Annotated in this window: 17 protein-coding genes; 9 read left to right on the top strand and 8 right to left on the bottom strand. The window is 53.6% G+C overall.

Annotated elements, in window-relative coordinates; all coding sequences use genetic code 11:
* Window positions 1-129 precede the first annotated feature (129 nt).
* Together C5523_RS21500 and C5523_RS21495 are read right to left on the bottom strand one after the other, a co-directional pair.
* Window positions 130-1008: a nucleoside-specific channel-forming protein Tsx gene (locus C5523_RS21500; RefSeq protein ID WP_041852528.1), complete on the bottom strand. Its 879-nt coding sequence runs from the start codon at window positions 1006-1008 to the stop codon at window positions 130-132.
* A gap of 296 nt (window positions 1009-1304) precedes the next feature.
* Window positions 1305-1847 carry a DUF3251 domain-containing protein gene (locus C5523_RS21495; protein ID WP_108701932.1) on the bottom strand — a complete coding sequence of 181 codons (543 nt, stop codon included), beginning with the start codon at window positions 1845-1847 and terminating at the stop codon, window positions 1305-1307.
* Between the two features lie 153 nt (window positions 1848-2000).
* Between C5523_RS21495 and nrdR the strand changes: the two genes are divergently transcribed.
* The 6 genes from nrdR to pgpA all read left to right on the top strand — a co-directional run bounded on the left by nrdR (window position 2001) and on the right by pgpA (window position 6100).
* Window positions 2001-2450, top strand: coding sequence for a transcriptional regulator NrdR (gene nrdR / locus C5523_RS21490; protein ID WP_041852526.1), 450 nt, complete (start codon window positions 2001-2003; stop codon window positions 2448-2450).
* Between the two features lie 2 nt (window positions 2451-2452).
* Entirely contained in the window at window positions 2453-3556 is a 1104-nt protein-coding gene (gene ribD / locus C5523_RS21485) for a bifunctional diaminohydroxyphosphoribosylaminopyrimidine deaminase/5-amino-6-(5-phosphoribosylamino)uracil reductase RibD (RefSeq protein ID WP_108701931.1), read from the top strand.
* 89 nt (window positions 3557-3645) lie between these two features.
* Window positions 3646-4116: a 6,7-dimethyl-8-ribityllumazine synthase gene (ribE, locus tag C5523_RS21480; RefSeq protein WP_041852524.1), complete on the top strand. Its 471-nt coding sequence runs from the start codon at window positions 3646-3648 to the stop codon at window positions 4114-4116.
* Window positions 4117-4135: 19 nt separating this feature from the next.
* Window positions 4136-4555 (top strand): transcription antitermination factor NusB, encoded by a 420-nt coding sequence (gene nusB, locus C5523_RS21475; protein WP_041852523.1) that lies wholly within the window; start codon window positions 4136-4138, stop codon window positions 4553-4555.
* A 74-nt stretch (window positions 4556-4629) separates the two neighbouring features.
* Window positions 4630-5607 (top strand): thiamine-phosphate kinase, encoded by a 978-nt coding sequence (thiL, locus tag C5523_RS21470; protein ID WP_041852522.1) that lies wholly within the window; start codon window positions 4630-4632, stop codon window positions 5605-5607.
* Entirely contained in the window at window positions 5585-6100 is a 516-nt protein-coding gene (pgpA, locus tag C5523_RS21465; protein WP_041852521.1) for a phosphatidylglycerophosphatase A, read from the top strand. The genes thiL and pgpA overlap by 23 nt, the downstream gene beginning before the upstream one ends.
* Window positions 6101-6189: 89 nt before the next feature.
* On the opposite strand, the gene C5523_RS21460 is transcribed toward pgpA, so the two are convergent.
* The 4 genes from C5523_RS21460 to xseB all read right to left on the bottom strand — a co-directional run bounded on the left by C5523_RS21460 (window position 6190) and on the right by xseB (window position 10436).
* Window positions 6190-7164: an aldo/keto reductase gene (locus C5523_RS21460; RefSeq protein WP_041852520.1), complete on the bottom strand. Its 975-nt coding sequence runs from the start codon at window positions 7162-7164 to the stop codon at window positions 6190-6192.
* 186 nt (window positions 7165-7350) lie between these two features.
* Complete coding sequence (dxs, locus tag C5523_RS21455) at window positions 7351-9213, bottom strand: 1-deoxy-D-xylulose-5-phosphate synthase (protein ID WP_107223691.1); 1863 nt, start codon at window positions 9211-9213, stop codon at window positions 7351-7353.
* A gap of 80 nt (window positions 9214-9293) precedes the next feature.
* A complete protein-coding gene (gene ispA, locus C5523_RS21450) occupies window positions 9294-10193 on the bottom strand; it encodes a (2E,6E)-farnesyl diphosphate synthase (protein WP_041852519.1) in 900 nt (299 codons plus the stop codon).
* The gene (gene xseB, locus C5523_RS21445) at window positions 10194-10436 is read right to left on the bottom strand and encodes an exodeoxyribonuclease VII small subunit (RefSeq protein ID WP_041852518.1); all 243 of its coding nucleotides are present in this window, start codon (window positions 10434-10436) and stop codon (window positions 10194-10196) included. It lies immediately after the preceding gene.
* 329 nt (window positions 10437-10765) lie between these two features.
* Here xseB and thiI point away from each other — a divergent pair, with 329 nt between their 5' ends.
* Window positions 10766-12214, top strand: coding sequence for a tRNA uracil 4-sulfurtransferase ThiI (gene thiI / locus C5523_RS21440; protein ID WP_041852517.1), 1449 nt, complete (start codon window positions 10766-10768; stop codon window positions 12212-12214).
* 29 nt (window positions 12215-12243) lie between these two features.
* Complete coding sequence (locus C5523_RS21435; protein ID WP_108701930.1) at window positions 12244-12879, top strand: hypothetical protein; 636 nt, start codon at window positions 12244-12246, stop codon at window positions 12877-12879.
* Between the two features lie 35 nt (window positions 12880-12914).
* On the opposite strand, the gene yajL is transcribed toward C5523_RS21435, so the two are convergent.
* The gene (gene yajL / locus C5523_RS21430) at window positions 12915-13508 is read right to left on the bottom strand and encodes a protein deglycase YajL (protein WP_108701929.1); all 594 of its coding nucleotides are present in this window, start codon (window positions 13506-13508) and stop codon (window positions 12915-12917) included.
* Window positions 13471-14382, bottom strand: a complete 912-nt coding sequence (gene panE / locus C5523_RS21425) for a 2-dehydropantoate 2-reductase (RefSeq protein ID WP_041852514.1) — start codon at window positions 14380-14382, stop codon at window positions 13471-13473. The genes yajL and panE overlap by 38 nt, the downstream gene beginning before the upstream one ends.
* Window positions 14383-14522: 140 nt before the next feature.
* Here panE and C5523_RS21420 point away from each other — a divergent pair, with 140 nt between their 5' ends.
* Complete coding sequence (locus C5523_RS21420) at window positions 14523-15014, top strand: YajQ family cyclic di-GMP-binding protein (protein WP_041852513.1); 492 nt, start codon at window positions 14523-14525, stop codon at window positions 15012-15014.
* Window positions 15015-15037: the final 23 nt, after the last annotated feature.

Raw genomic sequence — 15037 nt, 5'->3', positions numbered from 1 at the left:
TTCCCCGGCGCTGCCTGTGCGTGGCGCTTTTGTTGGCGCTCGGTTACTGGCTGAGCCCGTTTACTGTTTGAAAATAAAAAGGCACCGACGCAAATCGCGTTCGGTGCCTGATTTTAAGCCGAAAAGCGCTTAGAAGTTGTAACCCACAACCAGGTATCCACCCCAACCCGTAGAGCGTACGTTCTCTTTCATCCAGACCAGGTCGGCATCATTATTCCACTGACCACCATTGTGCCAGTAACGCGCAACAGCAGAGTAGTGCCAGTGATCGTAGCTCAGAGACAGGATGTGGCTGGACGCGATAGAGTTGTTGGTGCGCTGCTTGATGCCGTTTTCAGCATACGCACTCTTATCGCCCAGATCTGAACCCCAGTCAAAGTTGGTGAAACCGATATAGCTCAGGTTGCCGCCCCACAGGGAGGTGATCGGCACAAAGTATTTCACTTTGAAACGGTAGCCGTCCCAGTCGTTCTGGTTTTCTGCACCGTAGTTCTGCCACTGGTATTTCGCGTACACGTTCAGAGACAGGCTCATCGGCAGACCGGTATCGATGTCAGTACCCAAGCCCATGTACCAGGTGCTCTGGCGGCCGGATGCGTTGCGACCCATGTCGTAGATGTAGTTGTTCGCGAAGTACCACTCTTTGAACGGGCCAAAGCTCAGGTCGGTACCGGTCAGCTTATCAATCGAGAAGCGCGGTTCAATTTCCATGAACAACGGCGAGCCGTGGTTCCAGATACCTTTTGCGTCGGTGTTACCACCGAAGAAGACGGGGGCATCGGCATAGCCATAAAAATCGAACCAGTCTTTTTTAGCAAATGCTTCATATTCCAGATAGGTATCGTTACGAATCTGCGGTCCGAAGCGGGTGTGATAGCTGCCTACCACGTTAACGCTCTGGTGCCACCAGTCAGACACGTATTCCGGTTTGCTGTTATCCGCTGCATTCACGGAGAAAGAGGTCGTAAAAGCCAGTGCAGCGCCGGCTGCGAGTAATGTTTTCTTCATAATTATGCCACTGATAAGAGATCCCTTACGGGAATGAAAGAATGCACGCATTGCGTTTCTAAATATTTCATGTTTCTGCGGGCTTATTATAAGTATCCTTGCTCACAAAAATATGTGTTGTTTCACATTAATGAAACACACGTAATCGATTGCGTTCACGTTTGCGCGTATTAAGCAGCGGGGATTGTACTGATGATCATCATTGTTGCCAATAAATGACACCCACCAGATTCTCATCCGGCGGGTGTTCAGACGTAACAAAGTGTGAATAAGAGCGACGGCGTCGCCGGGGAAAATTATTGCGGATTGGCGGGCTGAATATCGTGGATGCGAACGAAACCTAACTGATCCGGCGTGATGCCATTGAGTTGTAGCGCGACGTCAACATCACTTGGCGCGAGCGTGCTGGCCGGAGCACTAATGAGCTGGTTTTGCACGTTAACTTCCTGAAAGTTCTGCGTGGTGCCCTGAATTTGTCCCCACTCAACGGTGCCGCTGAATGCCGGGAGTGGATCGTTAGACTCCCCCTGAATTCGCAGCGTGGCCCGCGTGCCGTTCGCATTTGGCGTGATGTCTTTCAGCGTCATACGTAGCATACCGATCTGGCTGTTCAGCCGGGCAGGGGTGTTGGAGCCGGGTAGCAGGTAGACACCATTGGTGGATTTAGCATTCAGCGCGTTTTGCTGGGTGATTTTCACCGTCTCTTTGTTCAATTTGGCCATTTCATTGTTCAGGGTGCTGACATCCTGATGCAATTGGCGGACCTCGCTTTGCTGTGCACAGGCGCTAAGGGCGAAAACGCTTCCCAGCAACAGGGATCTTAGGTAACGTCTTGTCATTCTGTCTGTTTCCTTGAAGATGAGGATGTTCTTTATGGTAGATCGCAACAGCTACGTTGCCATCGATCCATTGTCTCAAAATCGGCTCGTCTTTGTTGTCATGCCAGTTCAGGGTAAAATAGATTTCAGTTAACTCACTCGCCAGGACGTCGTATGCATTGCCCATTCTGTTTCGCCGTGGATACCAAAGTAATTGATTCTCGCCTTGTCGGTGAAGGTTCCTCTGTTCGCCGCCGCCGCCAGTGTCTGGTATGTAATGAACGTTTCACCACGTTCGAAGTGGCTGAGCTTGTCATGCCGCGCGTTGTAAAAAGCAATGAAGTTCGCGAACCGTTCAACGAAGATAAGCTACGCAGCGGCATGTTAAAAGCGCTGGAAAAACGCCCGGTGAGCTCTGATGACGTTGAGATGGCGTTAAATCACATCAAGTCACAATTACGTGCTACCGGTGAGCGAGAAATTCCCAGCAAAATGATCGGCAATCTGGTCATGGAACAATTGAAAAAGCTCGATAAAGTTGCCTATATCCGTTTTGCGTCGGTATATCGCAGTTTCGAGGATATCAAAGAGTTCGGCGAAGAGATCGCCCGTTTACAGGACTGATCATGCACGACGAAATGTACATGGCGCGCGCGCTTAAGCTCGCGCAACGCGGGCGTTTCACCACTCATCCGAACCCGAATGTCGGCTGCGTGATTGTGAATAACGGCGAAATCGTCGGCGAAGGCTTCCACTATCGTGCGGGTGAACCGCACGCTGAGGTACATGCATTGCGTATGGCGGGTGAGCGCGCTCGGGGTGCTACCGCGTATGTGACGCTTGAGCCGTGCAGCCATCATGGGCGTACACCGCCGTGCTGTGAAGCACTCATTGCCGCTGGTGTCGCTCGCGTTGTGGCGGCCATGCAGGATCCGAATCCGCAGGTTGCCGGGCGGGGGTTGTACCGCCTGCAGCAGGAGGGCATCGAGGTCAGTCATGGTCTGATGATGTCAGAAGCCGAAGCGCTGAATAAAGGTTTTTTAAAACGCATGCGTACCGGTTTCCCCTGGAGCCAGCTTAAACTTGGCGCATCCCTTGATGGCCGTACCGCGATGGCCAGCGGCGAGAGCCAGTGGATCACGTCGCCGCAGGCGCGACGCGACGTACAGCGTTTACGCGCCCAGAGCCACGCGATTTTAACCAGTAGCGCGACGGTACTGGCGGATGACCCCAAACTGACCGTCCGCTGGGACGAGCTGAGCCCTGACATACAAAAGCTTTATCCGCAGGAAAACCTGCGCCAGCCGGTGCGTATTGTCGTGGACAGCCAGCATCGTGTGACGCCTGAGCATGCCATCGTTCAGCAGCCGGGAGAGACCTGGTTTGCGCGGACGCGCCACGATAGCCGAGCCTGGCCTGAATCAGTACGTGAGATCCTCGTGCCGGAACACCGTGGTCATGCAGACCTGGTCACGCTGATGATGATGCTGGGCAAACAGCAGATCAACAGCATTTGGGTAGAAGCGGGGGCTAACCTTGCGGGCGCGTTGCTGCAGGCGGGGCTGGTCGATGAACTGATTGTCTATCTTGCGCCGAAACTGTTGGGCGCGGATGCTCGGGGGCTGTGCGTGCTGCCAGGGCTGGAAGCGCTGGCCGATGCACCCTCTTTTAAATTCAATGAGATACGTCAGGTTGGGCCAGACGTCTGCCTGCATCTTACCCACGCGTAGCCTCTGCTGTAAAAGGGAGGCAGCGCGTGAAATATTATGATAAAATCCGCCCCCCTGCGGGGTCTGAACTGAACCTGTGAAGGAAGAGTATGAACATTATTGAAGCTAACGTTGCTACCCCGGACGCTCGCGTCGCCATCACCATTGCGCGTTTCAACAACTTTATCAATGACAGCCTGCTGGAAGGTGCGATTGACGCCCTGAAACGCATTGGTCAGGTAAAAGATGACAACATTACCGTTGTTTGGGTGCCAGGCGCGTATGAACTGCCACTGGCGGCTGACGCGCTGGCGAAAACCGGTAAATATGACGCGGTGATTGCGCTGGGTACCGTTATCCGTGGCGGCACCGCGCACTTTGAATATGTGGCTGGCGGTGCAAGCAATGGTCTGGCGCATGTCGCTCAGGACAGTGGGATCCCGGTAGCCTTCGGTGTTCTGACCACTGAAAGTATTGAACAAGCCATCGAACGTGCTGGCACCAAAGCCGGTAACAAAGGTGCAGAAGCTGCACTGACCGCGCTTGAAATGATTAACGTATTGAAAGCCATCAAGGCCTGAATTTTGTAAGGGGAATTCCGTGAAACCTGCTGCTCGTCGCCGCGCCCGTGAGTGTGCCGTCCAGGCGCTCTACTCCTGGCAGTTGTCCCAAAACGACATCGCTGATGTTGAATACCAGTTCCTGGCGGAACAGGACGTAAAAGATGTGGACGTTCTGTACTTCCGTGAACTGTTGACCGGGGTGGCGACTAACAGCGCGTATCTCGACGGCCTGATGAAGCCGTACCTGTCCCGTCTGCTCGAAGAGCTGGGCCAGGTTGAAAAAGCGGTGCTGCGCATTGCTCTGTTCGAGCTGTCTAAACGTGATGATGTCCCGTACAAAGTTGCGATTAACGAAGCTATCGAACTGGCGAAAACCTTCGGCGCAGAAGACAGCCACAAATTTGTAAATGGCGTGCTCGACAAAGCAGCCCCCGCGATCCGTCCCCACAAAAAATGATCCGTAAGCCGGAGCCGGGCGTTGTTTTGACACGCCCGATCCGGCTTTTTCTTTTCTTTGCTGAGGCATAACGTATGGCATGCGGCGAATTTTCCCTGATTGCCCGTTATTTTGACCGTGTAACAAGCTCGCGCCGTGACGTCGATACCGGCATTGGCGACGACTGTGCACTGCTCAACGTACCCGAAAAGCAGACGCTGGCAATCAGCACTGACACGCTGGTGTCAGGCATCCATTTTCTTCCTGATATCGAACCGGCTGACCTGGCATATAAAGCCCTGGCGGTGAACATTAGCGATCTGGCGGCCATGGGGGCTGATCCGGCATGGCTAACGCTGGCGCTGACCCTGCCGAATGTCGATGAAGACTGGCTTAAAGCGTTTAGCGATAGCCTGTTCGAGCAACTCAATTACTACGATATGCAACTCATTGGTGGTGACACAACCCGTGGCCCGTTGTCGATGACGTTGGGTATTCATGGCTATGTTCCCGCCGGGCGCGCTTTAAAACGTAGCGGCGCTAAGCCTGGTGACTGGATTTATGTCACAGGCACACCGGGCGATAGCGCAGCCGGGCTGGCTATTTTGCAAAAGCAGTTGCAGGTTGCCGACGCACAAGATGCCAAATATCTGTTGCAGCGCCACCTGCGCCCTGTACCGCGCGTTTTACACGGGCAAGCGATGCGCAATCTGGCAAGCTCGGCTATCGATCTCTCCGATGGGCTGATCTCGGATCTTGGACATATTCTCAAGGCCAGCGGTTGCGGTGCGCGAGTCGATCTCAATGCGTTACCTTATTCGCAGGCGATGTTGCGTCATGTGGATGCGGAACAGGCTCTGCGCTGGGCGTTGTCAGGCGGAGAAGATTACGAGTTGTGCTTTACCGTACCGGAAATTAACCGGGGCGCGCTGGAGGTAGCCGTGGGCCATCTGGGTGTGCCTGTGACCTGTATTGGGCAGATGAGCGCGGATGTGGAAGGACTGAATTTTACCCGTGAAGGTAAAACTGTGACGCTTGACTGGAAAGGATATGACCATTTTGCCGCGCTTTAAAGACATTGCCAAAAGCCGTTTGAAAATGAGCAACCCGTGGCATTTGCTGGCTACGGGTTTTGGCAGCGGATTAAGCCCTGTCGTGCCAGGCACAATGGGCTCTTTGGCCTCTATCCCGTTCTGGTATCTGATGACCTTTCTGCCGTGGCAGCTCTATTCATTGCTGGTGATGCTGGGGATTAGCGTGGGCGTTTATCTCTGCCATCGTACGGCGAAAGATATGGGCGTGCACGATCATGGCAGCATCGTCTGGGATGAATTTATCGGGATGTGGATCACCCTGATGGCACTCCCGACGAATGACTGGCAGTGGGTAGCCGCCGGTTTTGTGATCTTCCGTATTTTCGACATGTGGAAACCGTGGCCGATTCGCTGGTTTGATCGGAATGTGCATGGGGGCATGGGGATCATGGTTGACGATATCGTGGCCGGGATTATCTCCGCAGGTATTTTGTATGCGGTCGGTCACTACTGGCCTATTGGTATTCTCTAACCGTTGCTTTTATCAGAGGTTGCCCGGATGGTAAGGCGTTTAACGCCGCATCCGGGACATTTCAGACCGTTCAAAAAACCACTGACGAATCACTTAAACCCGACCACCGGATGCTGTTTGTACGGTGTTTCCATTTCGGCGATCTGCTCTGGTTTTAGCGTTAAATCTACCGCCTGTAATAGCTCTTCGAGTTGCTCTTCGCGTGATGCGCCGATAATCGGGGCGGCAATACCGGGTTTGCTCAGCAGCCATGCCAGCGCGACCTGCGCGCGCGTAGCGCCCGTTTCTTCGGCAATGGAGCCCAGACGCTCAGCAATCTGCGCGTCGTTCTCATCGCTTTCGTTGTAGAGTTTTTTCCCCACTTCGTCTGATACGATTCGCGCGGTGGTTTCACCCCAGGGACGAGTCAGGCGACCGCGCGCCAGCGGACTCCACGGGATCACCGCCACCCCCTCTTTATAGCAGAGCGGCAGCATTTCACGCTCTTCTTCACGGTAGATGAGGTTGTAGTGATCCTGCATAGTGACAAAGGGCGCCCAGCCGTGCTGTTTTTGCAATTCCAGCGCCTGTGCGAACTGGTGAGCGTGCATGGAAGACGCGCCGATGTAACGCGCTTTCCCGGCTTTTACGACATCATTGAGCGCTTCCAGCGTCTCTTCAATCGGCGTGTTGTAGTCCCAGCGGTGGATTTGCAGTAAATCGACATAGTCCATCCCCAGGCGTTGCAGGCTATCATCAATGGAGCGCAGAATTTGCGCACGTGAGAGGCCTTCTTTGAGCGTGCCGGATGCATGATAGACCTTGGTGGCTACCACCACGTCTTCACGGCGGGCGAAGTCACGTAGCGCACGGCCCACGATCTCTTCACTGCTGCCATCGGAATAGCTGTTTGCGGTATCGAAGAAGTTAATGCCGCCATTCAGGGCGTGCTGGATAATCAGACGACTGCTCTCTTCCGGCAGCGTCCAGGCGTGGTTGCCACGATCTGGCTCGCCAAAGGTCATGCAGCCAAGGCAAAGGCGGGAAACTTTAAGATCTGTTTTTCCTAACGTGTTGTATTGCATGGGTCCACTCCTGCTTATACTCGTTATATTTCGAGTGACAGGTGCGTTGCCTGCGTCAGCGCGCCCCAGTCACATAGGTGTCTATGCTCCTGGGGACTTACTGACTTGCCGCCTTCCTGCAACCCGAACTATTTAGAGTAGGATTACAAACATTACCGTTAAGCATAGCAGGAGCGACAGGGGAGGTTATGCGAGCCAGCTTGTGATACGTGCTTGAATACCCGCAGCATCCAGCCCCAGTTCGGCACGCGCTTCATCCTGGGTTCCCTGCGGAATGAAGAAGTCCGGCAGGCCGAGGTTCAGGACAGGAATCGGCTTACGCTGCGACATCAATAGCTCGTTCACGCCGCTGCCCGCACCACCGATGATGGCGTTTTCTTCCAGCGTAACCAACGCCTCATGCCGTGCCGCCATCTCCAGAATCAGCGCGTTATCAAGCGGTTTAACGAAACGCATATCGACCAGTGTGGCGTTGAGTGCTTCCGCGGCTTTTGCGGCTTCCGGCAATAAGGTGCCGAAGTTAAGGATGGCGATTTTCTCACCTTCGCGCTTCACTACGCCTTTACCTAACGGCAGTTTTTCCAGCGGTTCGAGCGTCACACCAACCGCGTTACCACGCGGGTAACGCACGGCGCTCGGGCCTGCGTTGTGGTGATATCCGGTAAACAGCATCTGGCGGCATTCGTTCTCGTCGCTTGGCGTCATGATAATCATGTCCGGGATACAGCGCAGATAGGAAATATCAAACGCCCCCTGGTGAGTCTGTCCATCAGCACCGACGATCCCTGCACGATCAATGGCGAACAGCACCGGCAGTTTCTGGATAGCGACGTCATGGATAACCTGATCATAGGCGCGCTGCAGGAAGGTGGAGTAGATAGCGACCACTGGCTTATAACCGCCAATCGCCAGCCCGGCGGCAAAGGTCACCGCGTGCTGTTCAGCGATCGCAACATCGAAATAGCGATCCGGGAATTTGCGGGAAAACTCCACCATGCCTGAACCTTCACGCATCGCGGGGGTAATCGCCATCAACTTGCTGTCTTTTGCCGCCATTTCGCACAGCCAGTCACCGAAAATCTTCGAATAGCTCGGCATGCCGCCACTGCTTTTCGGCAGGGTACCGCTGGTCGGGTCGAATTTCGGTACCGCATGGAAAGTGATTGGGTCTTTCTCGGCGGGCTCATAGCCACGGCCTTTCTTGGTCATGATATGCAGGAACTGCGGGCCCTTCAGACCACGCATATTCTTAAGCGTATTGATAAGCCCCATAACATCATGGCCGTCAACCGGGCCAATGTAGTTAAAGCCCAACTCTTCAAACAGGGTGCCGGGCACTACCATGCCTTTGATGTGTTCTTCGGTACGCTTGATGAGCTCTTTGATTGGCGGCACGCCGGAAAGCACCTTTTTGCCGCCTTCGCGCAGCGTGGAATAGAGCTTACCGGAAAGTAACTGCGCCAGATGGTTATTCAGCGCGCCGACATTTTCAGAAATCGACATCTCATTGTCGTTCAGCACAACCAGCATATCCGGGCGGATATCGCCCGCATGGTTCATGGCTTCGAATGCCATCCCGGCGGTAATCGCGCCATCGCCAATCACGCAAACGGTACGGCGCTGTTTACCCTCTTTCGCGGCGGCAACGGCAACACCAATGCCCGCGCTGATGGATGTGGAGGAGTGACCGACGCTTAACACATCGTATTCGCTCTCACCTCGCCACGGGAAAGGGTGCAGGCCGTCTTTCTGCCGGATAGTACCGATGCGGTCGCGTCGGCCTGTAAGAATTTTGTGCGGATAAGCCTGGTGGCCAACGTCCCAGATTAACTGATCAAATGGCGTGTTATAGACATAATGAAGCGCCACGGTCAGTTCAACCGTGCCAAGCCCGGAGGCGAAGTGTCCGCTGGAGCGGCTCACGCTGTCGAGCAGGTAGCGACGCAGTTCATCGCACAGCTTCGGCAGGCTCTCTTTTGGCAGCGAACGCAATTCCGCAGTGGAATCGACAAGTGCCAGGGTCGGGTATTTGGCTATATCAAAACTCATCAGAGACTCATCGTGTTGCTCGTCATCCATTGGGCGATGTTTTTGCCTTTCGGCAACCCGGACGATTCGGAGCGTATTGTTTATTTATCACGCTGGATTATGTAATTCGCCAGTGCTTCCAGTGCCGTTGTATCCAGTGATTGCGCCGCCAGGAGATCCAGAGACTGGCGAGCGTCGGCAATCAGATCGCGGGCTTTAATCCGGGCTTGCTCAAGGCCCAGTAACGCAGGATAGGTGCTTTTGCCGAGCTGCTGATCGGCACCCTGGCGTTTACCAAGTGTCGCAGTATCGCCGACAACATCCAGGATGTCATCCTGAACCTGGAAGGCCAGACCGATGCTTTCGGCATACTTATCCAGCACCGGCAGCCATTGATGTCCTGAATTACCCGCACTGAGTGCACCCATTCTTACCGCCGCGCGAATCAATGCGCCCGTTTTATGGCGATGAATGCGCTCCAGCGCGGCTAAATCGACCTGCTGACCTTCTGCGGCGAGATCCAGAGCCTGACCTCCGCACATGCCGGCAGCACCGCTGGCAATCGCCAGTTCGCGTACCATGGCAAGGCGGTCCTGCGTTGCCACTTCTGGCATGGGCGCATCACTGAGGATAGTAAACGCCAGCGTTTGCAGCGCGTCTCCGGCCAGTATCGCATTGGCTTCGCCGAATTTGATGTGGCAGGTGGGCAGGCCACGACGTAAATCATCGTCGTCCATGGCAGGCAAGTCATCGTGAATCAGCGAATAGGCGTGAATACACTCAACCGCTGCAGCAGGGGCATCCAGGGTTTCCCGGCTGACGCCGAACATACCGCCGGTCGCATAGACCAGGAACGGACGCAGGCGCTTACCGCCTAATAATGCGCCATACTGCATGGCCTCAACCAGAGGAGTGTTCTGAAAGGGAAGAGGGGCAATAAACCGCCGCAGTGCATCGTTGGCATGTTCGACACAGGCCTGTAATTGTTGGCTAAAGTCCATTTACTCGTTATCCGGTGTGAACGGCGTGAGAGGTGCCTCTTCATTGTCGGACAGCAAAATCTGTACGCGCTGTTCCGCCTGCTGGAGTTTCACTTGCCCCTGACGGGCAAGCTGTACGCCGCGTTCGAATTCATTAAGGGCCTCTTCCAGCGGAAGATCGCCGCTTTCAAGACGGGTAACAATCTGTTCCAGCTCGCTCAACGCCGTTTCAAATGTGGCGGGTGCGTCGTTTTTCTTTGGCATAGTGAATGTCTGACTCTTATTGATACCGACTACGATATGGTAGCGAAGTCGTGAGGCTTAGCAAATAACGCGCAATGGTCATGCAAAATGCGCAGGAGCTTCGCGATGGTGGTATACTTCCGCGCCTGGATGGCAGCCGCGGTATACACTTCATCCTTCAAACTGCTTCTTTGTTGGCTGCCTTTGTTCACCCCAGTCACTTACATGAGTAAGCTTCTGGGTTCACTCAGTTGCCGCCGCGAAGCATTTTGAATGATTTTGTGTATAAGGGCTGCTGTACTATTTTCCATTTCTAGCCCCGTCGGGCTTACCAACGAACCATTGCCGCCATGAAGTTTATCATTAAATTGTTCCCGGAAATCACCATCAAAAGCCAATCTGTGCGTTTGCGCTTTATTAAAATTCTCACCGGGAACATTCGTAACGTTCTTAAGCAGTATGATGAGACCCTCGCCGTTGTCCGTCACTGGGATAATATCGAAGTGCGCGCCAAAGATGAAAACCAACGTCTGGTGATTCGTGACGCGCTGACCCGTATCCCGGGTATTCACCATATTCTGGAGGTGGAAGATGTCCCGTTCACCTCTTTGCACGATATTTTCGAAAAAGCGCTGGTGCAATACCGCGACCAGATCGAAGGCAAAACGTTCTGCGTGCGTGTAAAACGTCGTGGCAAGCACGAGTTTAGTTCTATTGAAGTGGAACGCTACGTCGGCGGCGGTTTGAATCAGCACGTAGAGTCCGCCCGCGTGAAGCTGACGCACCCGGATGTCACCGTGAATCTCGAGATCGAAGATGATCGCCTGCTGCTGGTAAAAGGCCGTTACGAAGGCATCGGTGGTTTCCCGATTGGTACGCAGGAAGATGTTCTGTCGCTGATTTCCGGCGGTTTCGACTCCGGCGTCTCCAGCTACATGCTGATGCGTCGTGGCTGTCGCGTACATTATTGCTTCTTTAACCTGGGCGGCGCGGCGCATGAGATTGGCGTGCGTCAGGTTGCGCATTACCTGTGGAACCGCTTTGGCAGCTCCCACCGGGTACGTTTTGTGGCGATCAATTTTGAACCAGTGGTTGGCGAGATCCTCGAAAAAGTCGATGACGGCCAGATGGGCGTAGTGCTCAAACGCATGATGGTGCGTGCTGCATCCAAAGTTGCCGAGCGCTATGGTGTGCAGGCGCTGGTAACGGGTGAAGCGCTCGGTCAGGTCTCCAGCCAGACGCTGACCAACCTGCGCCTGATTGATAATGTCTCCGATACCCTGATCCTGCGTCCGCTGATCTCTTACGATAAAGAGCACATCATCGATCTGGCGCGTGAAATCGGTACCGAAGATTTTGCCCGTACGATGCCGGAATATTGCGGTGTTATTTCGAAAAGCCCGACGGTGAAAGCCGTGAAGGCCAAAATCGAAGCGGAAGAAGCACATTTCGATTTCGAGATCCTGGATCGTGTGGTTGCGGAAGCCTCGAATATCGATATTCGTGATATCGCCGCGCAGACCAGCGAAACGGTTGTTGAGGTCGAAACGGTCAGCGGATTTGGCCCGAACGATGTGATTCTCGATATCCGTTCTATTGACGAGCAGGACGATAAACCGCTGGCGGTGGAAGGTATCGACGTGGTGTCGCTGCCGTTCTATAAGCTGAGCACCAAATTCGGCGACCTCGATCAGAGCAAAACCTGGTTACTGTGGTGTGAGCGTGGGGTGATGAGCCGCCTGCAGGCGCTCTATCTGCGTGAGCAGGGTTTTGAGAATGTGAAGGTGTACCGACCTTAAATTCAGTAAAACAAGGATGTTTACCCATAATGGATTATGAATCTGTATCCGCACGTCATGATGACGTGCGCTTTTCAATTAACGTACCCGCGCAGTCTTTATCTTTTGAACATTATTTACGAGGCTTGGGTTTTTGCCGTGCGACATTACCTGAAACTCGTCGCCGCTTTGGCAGATTGCCCTTGTTTATCATTACGGCATTCTTTATGTGGCTGGTAATAGCCCTTGCGGTTTCACTGTTTAACGGCAATTTTCATTTCCGTTTTATGGGCTGGGTTGCAGACGATACAACAGATGATTATCTCTTTTATTTTCGCGATGGTGCGGCCCTGTCGCTATTGGTGCTGTGCTATATCGCAGGTGTATTGACCGTAAAGATAACGATGACCCGGCGTTACAGGCAATGGTCACGCAGATATTATGAAGTCAATGATGCCAACCGTTATGGCTACTCGCTTGAGCTGACAAATGAAGGGGTACGGTGGACGCATGCTGATAATCACGCTTCTCACGCCTTTATGGCGTGGAGTAAAGTCACATCAGTAATGAGTGATGGTACGCTTGATTATATCGTCATGGGGCCGGCAGGGTTTTTATGGATCCCCATTCATTTACCGGATTACCCACAAGAAAAGGTAATCGCGTTTATTAAACAACATCTGTAATCCGTTTAGCGGCGGAAACTACTCCCGCCGCCTGTTCAGGCTTCGTAGTAATTATAAATCCCCGCCGCCATCACCAACTGCGATGCCACTTCATAGGCTTTTTCCCGCCCGACCAGCAGATCAATAATCTTTAAGCCAAAATCAATGCTCGTGCCTGGCCCCTGACTGGTGAGCAATTTTACGCGTGGATCCCAGACAACGCGTTTGTCCTGCCACTGCTCCGCCGGTATTTTCTCTTTCAGCGCCGGGAAGCCGGTCATATTGCCTAGTGGGAACAGGTTGTGAGGCACCAATACGGTAGCTGTCGCTGCGCATATGGCCGCGACGATACGTCCGGAGGCATGGAATTGCCGTACGGTCTCTACCAGCAGTGGGCTGTCACGGAAACATTCTGACCCCTTAATTCCGCCCGGTAAGACGATAATGTCGTAATCACCGTCTGCCACAGAGACCAGCGGCGCATCTGCCAGCAGCTTGACCCCACGCGAGCAGGTGATCGCAAGATTACCGTCACTGGCAACGCTGGCGGTGGTCACGCTGATGCCGCCACGAACAAGCAGGTCGATAGTGGTGACCGCTTCGGTCTCTTCACTACCAGGGGCGAGACATACCAGAGCTGATGCGCTCATACTCACTCTCCTTACGTTTCACTAAGTCATACAGGCGGGCGTTTTCCGGCACCGCGATACCGTGGGCACGGGCGCGTTTGAGCAGGTAGCCTGTGATGTAATCGCACTCGGTATGACGCATGGCGCGAATGTCCTGCAGCATTGAGGAAATATTATCCGCCGTGTTATCAATCACCTGGTATACATAGCTGAGTAACTCATCTGCCGAGATATGGTGGCCTTCACGTTCGATAACGGCAGCGACCTCGTGGGTGATTTTCTTGATTTCATCGGGAAAGTTACGTAAATCGCCGTTTCGGCAATTTTCCAGCGCGCTCAGCGGATTCACCACGCAATTAACCGCCAGTTTGCGCCAGAGGGCCGGGCGAATGTTGTTGTGCCAGGCGACGTCCGGAAGCACCTCCTGCAGACTATCAGCCAGATAGCTAAAGTCGCCGTCCTGCTGCCTCGCCGGGCCAATATGCGTCGTGCCGCTGGCAACATGCACAATGACATTGCCGTCGCGGCGCGCCGCGTGCGTCGTGGTGCCAATCAGTAAGGGCTGCGACAGTGATTTCAGCTCTTCTACCGTGCCCATGCCGTTATGAATCAGCAAAATGGGTGTGGTGGCTGGCAACATCGCTGCCAAACCTCTTACCGCGTCAGAAACCTGCCAGGCTTTAAGCGTGACCAGCAATAAGTCGCTGCTCGCCAGAAATTCGGGATCGTTCGCGGTCAGGGATTCGTTAAAAATGGAGCCGTCTTCATCAACCAGGTTCACACTGCAAAAGGGTTGCGGTACGCGCAACCAACCCTGTACTTCGTGTCCATGCTTGCACAGAGCAGTTAACCACAATTGCCCTAAAGCACCGCATCCGAGTACGGTAATTTTCATTGTTCCTCCTCACCTGCAACTGCGCCAGGTGTCACTGCTTACAGTATAGCGCCGTCAGCACTGCATTCGGCTATTACAAGTTGAGTTATGCTTGGTTGCGGGTATTATGCATCGCAATAAACACTGAGGGAGAAGAAAAGATGCCATCTTTCGATATTGTTTCTGAGGTTGATCTTCAGGAAGTCCGCAATGCCGTTGAAAATGCGACCCGTGAAGTCGAAACACGCTTCGATTTTCGTAACGTTGAAGCCACTTTTGAGCTGAATGAACAGAATAAGACGATCAAAGTTCTCAGTGAGTCCGATTTTCAGGTCAATCAATTGCTGGATATCCTGCGCGCGAAGCTGTTAAAACGCGGTATCGAAGGCACATCAATTGATGTTCCGGAAGAGTTTGTCCACAGCGGCAAAACCTGGTTCGTTGAAACCAAACTCAAGCAGGGCATTGAAAGCGCCGTTGCCAAAAAAATCGTTAAGCTGATTAAAGACAGCAAACTGAAAGTGCAGACGCAAATTCAGGGCGAAGAGATTCGCGTCACCGGGAAATCCCGCGACGATCTGCAGTCGACAATGGCGCTGGTACGCGGCGGTAATCTGGGACAGCCTTTCCAGTTCAAAAACTTCCGCGATTAATAAAAAAGCGGGATTTCCCCGCT

This window comes from Phytobacter sp. SCO41 (genome assembly GCF_003073275.1).
GTDB lineage: Bacteria > Pseudomonadota > Gammaproteobacteria > Enterobacterales > Enterobacteriaceae > Phytobacter > Phytobacter diazotrophicus.
This window is presented reverse-complemented; position numbering and strand designations above follow the sequence as displayed.

What these genes read in the sequence shown, in the direction of transcription:
- C5523_RS21500 (WP_041852528.1), bottom strand. Translation starts at nt 1,008, where the DNA reads ATGAAGAAAACATTACTCGCAGCCGGCGCTGCACTGGCTTTTACGACC.
- C5523_RS21495 (WP_108701932.1), bottom strand. Translation starts at nt 1,847, where the DNA reads ATGACAAGACGTTACCTAAGATCCCTGTTGCTGGGAAGCGTTTTCGCC.
- nrdR (WP_041852526.1), top strand. Translation starts at nt 2,001, where the DNA reads ATGCATTGCCCATTCTGTTTCGCCGTGGATACCAAAGTAATTGATTCT.
- ribD (WP_108701931.1), top strand. Translation starts at nt 2,453, where the DNA reads ATGCACGACGAAATGTACATGGCGCGCGCGCTTAAGCTCGCGCAACGC.
- ribE (WP_041852524.1), top strand. Translation starts at nt 3,646, where the DNA reads ATGAACATTATTGAAGCTAACGTTGCTACCCCGGACGCTCGCGTCGCC.
- thiL (WP_041852522.1), top strand. Translation starts at nt 4,630, where the DNA reads ATGGCATGCGGCGAATTTTCCCTGATTGCCCGTTATTTTGACCGTGTA.
- pgpA (WP_041852521.1), top strand. Translation starts at nt 5,585, where the DNA reads ATGACCATTTTGCCGCGCTTTAAAGACATTGCCAAAAGCCGTTTGAAA.
- C5523_RS21460 (WP_041852520.1), bottom strand. Translation starts at nt 7,164, where the DNA reads ATGCAATACAACACGTTAGGAAAAACAGATCTTAAAGTTTCCCGCCTT.
- dxs (WP_107223691.1), bottom strand. Translation starts at nt 9,213, where the DNA reads ATGAGTTTTGATATAGCCAAATACCCGACCCTGGCACTTGTCGATTCC.
- ispA (WP_041852519.1), bottom strand. Translation starts at nt 10,193, where the DNA reads ATGGACTTTAGCCAACAATTACAGGCCTGTGTCGAACATGCCAACGAT.
- xseB (WP_041852518.1), bottom strand. Translation starts at nt 10,436, where the DNA reads ATGCCAAAGAAAAACGACGCACCCGCCACATTTGAAACGGCGTTGAGC.
- thiI (WP_041852517.1), top strand. Translation starts at nt 10,766, where the DNA reads ATGAAGTTTATCATTAAATTGTTCCCGGAAATCACCATCAAAAGCCAA.
- C5523_RS21435 (WP_108701930.1), top strand. Translation starts at nt 12,244, where the DNA reads ATGGATTATGAATCTGTATCCGCACGTCATGATGACGTGCGCTTTTCA.
- yajL (WP_108701929.1), bottom strand. Translation starts at nt 13,508, where the DNA reads ATGAGCGCATCAGCTCTGGTATGTCTCGCCCCTGGTAGTGAAGAGACC.
- panE (WP_041852514.1), bottom strand. Translation starts at nt 14,382, where the DNA reads ATGAAAATTACCGTACTCGGATGCGGTGCTTTAGGGCAATTGTGGTTA.
- C5523_RS21420 (WP_041852513.1), top strand. Translation starts at nt 14,523, where the DNA reads ATGCCATCTTTCGATATTGTTTCTGAGGTTGATCTTCAGGAAGTCCGC.